The 3,124-nt window shown below is 72.2% G+C and carries 2 protein-coding genes; one reads left to right on the top strand and one right to left on the bottom strand.

Translation table 11 applies throughout. The features are described 5' to 3' along the window. Nucleotides 1-859: serine/threonine-protein kinase (locus tag ACFXA3_RS35205; RefSeq protein ID WP_385193880.1), on the bottom strand; the 859-nt coding region annotated here is incomplete at its 3' end. 242 nt (nucleotides 860-1,101) lie between these two features. On the opposite strand from ACFXA3_RS35205, the gene ACFXA3_RS35200 reads away from it, so the two are divergent. Continuing rightward, nucleotides 1,102-3,096, top strand: coding sequence for an FHA domain-containing protein (locus tag ACFXA3_RS35200; RefSeq protein ID WP_385193877.1), 1,995 nt, complete (start codon nucleotides 1,102-1,104; stop codon nucleotides 3,094-3,096). Nucleotides 3,097-3,124: the final 28 nt, after the last annotated feature.

The following is a 3,124-nucleotide window of genomic DNA, read 5'->3' as shown; positions in this document are numbered from 1 at the left end:
GGTCCGCGGCCCCCGCGGACCCGGCGACGGCCCGCAGCGCGGCGGCGGCGCGTTCGGCCGGCGTCCGCTCGGCCGGCTCCTTGCGCAGCAGCCCTTCGATGACGGCGGAGAGGGGGCCCGCCCTGCGCGGGGACGGAGGATCCGTCTCGACGACGGCGCGCAGCGTGGTCAGCGCCGTGTCCTGCCGGAACGGGGAAATGCCCTCGACGGCCGCGTACAGCAGCACGCCCAGGGACCACAGGTCCGATTCGGGGCCCGAGGCCCGGCCCAGCGCCCGCTCCGGCGGCAGGTATTCGGGGGACCCCACGACCTCGCCGGTCATGGTCAACGCCGTACTGCCCTCGACCATGGCGATGCCGAAGTCGCTGAGCACCACCCGCCCGTCGTCGGCGATCAGCACGTTGCCCGGCTTCACGTCCCGGTGTTCGACCCCGACGGCGTGCGCGGCCCGCAGCGCGGTCAGCACCTCGCCGCCGACGTACGCGGCGCGCTGCGGGGTGAGCGGGCCCTCGGTCCTCAGCAGATCGGCGAGCGACCGGCCGCGGATCAGCTCCATCACGATCCAGGGACGGTCGTCGTCCATGACCACGTCGTGGACCGTCACGACGTTGCGGTCCGCGATCCGTGCCGTCGCCCAGGCCTCCCGCTGCAGCCGGGCGTAGAGCCGTGCGATGTCGCCGGCGTGCAGGCCGGCCGGGGGACGTACCTCCTTGACGGCGACCTCACGCTGCAGCGTCTCGTCAAGGGCGCACCACACGGTGCCCATACCGCCCTTGCCGATGGGGGAGAGCAGGCGGTAGCGGCCTGCGACCAGCCGTCCGCCGGCTCGTTCCTCCGGCGCGGTCTCCACGTCGTACATCAGGGCGCTCCCCCGTTCCTGTTCCACTTGCCTCGGCTTGCCGCCACGCACCACACGTGCGGTCCGGCCCGACGGTTCGACACGACGGAGAAAAATCGCGGAAATTGTCAGAACAAACACGAAACAAGGCGAACCGAACCGGTCACGGGCACGTGTAAGTGCCGTGCGGGTTCTGCCCGGGCCGGACGGGCCGCGGCGGATCGGGCCGCATACGGGGAGAGTTCGTTCACAAGGAGTGTGCTGTGCCATCAGTCATCGTGGGTCGCACGGGTCCCTTCGCGGGGCAGAGCGTGGTTCTGGGCAGCGCGCCGCTCACGTTCGGGCGCAAGAGCGACAACGGCGTCGTCATCGTGAGCCCCAGCGCGTCCCGGCTGCACGCCGAGATCGTCCCGGAGGGCGCCGGTCACGTCCTCCACGACCGCGACAGCCGCAACGGAACGTTCGTCAACGACCAGCGCGTCACCCGGCACGTCCTGCGCCCCAACGACCGGATCCGGATCGGCGACGAGACGTTCCTCTACGAGGCTCAGGACTCCATGGAGACGGTGGTGAACCTCTCCCAGCTCGACCTTCCGCGCATGACGGCCGTCACCGACCCCGGCGTACTGCGGGTCACGGTCACCGGCGGCGGCCCGGTGGGGCTCGCTCTCGCGCTCGCCCTCGACGAGATGCTGCCCGGACGGGTGGCGGTCACCGTCCACGACGGCCGGTGGACGAGGCGGGGCTCCGCGATCGTCTGGAAGGGCGAGGGGCAGGGCAACGTCCGCCGGCAGCAGGTCGTGACGGTCCAGAGCCGCCAGTACCTCGCACTGTCCGAGGAGGTCCGGTCGGCCCTGTTCGACGACGCGAGCGCCTACTCCGAGATGTGGCCGGTCGGCCCGGATTCCGTCGACGGCCGTCCGCCCCGCAACATCCGGATCGCCTACATCGAGGACCGGCTGCTGGAGCTGGCGAACAGGAAGGCCTCGATCCGGCTGGTGCCGAAACGCTTCGATCCGGTGGAGCAGCAGCACCGGCTCTCCCAGGAGCACGTCCTGGCCGTCTGCGAGGGCGGGCGCTCCCGTACCCGCGAGCACTTCGCCGACCGCTTCGGCGCGGCCGACGCGTCGATCTACTCCCTCGACGGCGAGCACCTCCAGGACGTCGTCCTCGGGCTGCGCGTCAGGTCGAGGCTGCCGGACCCGATGAGCGTGCTGCTGACCGTGTCGCAGAACCGCTTCCTCCTGAACTCGCTGCGCGGCGAGGGCTTCTTGAACATGCGGCTCACCCGCGAGGAAGCCGGGAACGTGATCGGCATCGACCCGGTGCGCCAGGTCTTCGAGGAGTGCATCGCGGCGCGCCCCTGCCTGATGAGCCGCGAAGAGGACAACGAGTTCCGCTGCCCCACGCACGGAACGCTCTTCCTGCCCGCCCTGCTGCGCAGCTCACCCCTGTGGAAGGAGATCCGGCAGGGCCTGAGCCTGTTCGGCGTGGACGAGGAGGACCTGTCGGCGATCACCTCGTTCCGGCTGGACATGGTGCAGCGCCCGCGGTTCACGGCCCAGCTGAGCCGCCCGACCCCGACGACCCCGGGCACGTACGGCTTCCTGCTCGGCGACGCGGCCAACGCCATCCACTTCTGGCCGGGGCGCGGCCTCAACAGCGGCCTCGCCTCCGCCACTTCCCTCGCCCGCTCGCTCAGCCGCGCCTGGCGGGGCAAGCCGCTGCGCGACGCCGACTTCATCCGGCACGAGGCGGCGATGTCCATGCTCCAGTACCGGCACAAGAGCCGCGCCTGGAACGCCATGGTCACGACGGACGACCACGGCCTCACCCGCGCCATCAAGGACATCATCGCCGACAGCGCACAGGCCGCGCCGGGCACGGGAGCCCCCGGCACGGGCTCCGGTGCCGGCTCATACACCGAAGCCGCCGACGCCCTGCTGGAGCGCATGACCGCCATCCGTGAACGGCTCGCGCCCCGGCTGCCGGGCATGCCGACGGACGAGGAACTGCGCGCCCACCTCGCCACGATCGCCCCCGCGACGCTCCGCACCCTCCGGGATAGCGGCGCCTGGGACACCCTGATCACCGGCGGGGAGGAGGCCGACATCGACCTCTTCTACCAGGCGGACTCCCCCGTCTACGTCCCGCGGCCCGACGTCCCGCGGCCCGTGGACCCGCGCGGCGTCCCCGCGGACGCCGGGTGCGCCAACCCGTACGCCGCCGCCGTCCCGTCCGGCGCGGGTCCGGCCTGACCGGAACCGGGCCGGCGGCGCCCCCCCC

The organism is Streptomyces sp. NPDC059456 (assembly GCF_042750055.1).
In the GTDB taxonomy this organism is placed as follows: Bacteria; Actinomycetota; Actinomycetes; order Streptomycetales; family Streptomycetaceae; genus Streptomyces.
This window is presented reverse-complemented; position numbering and strand designations above follow the sequence as displayed.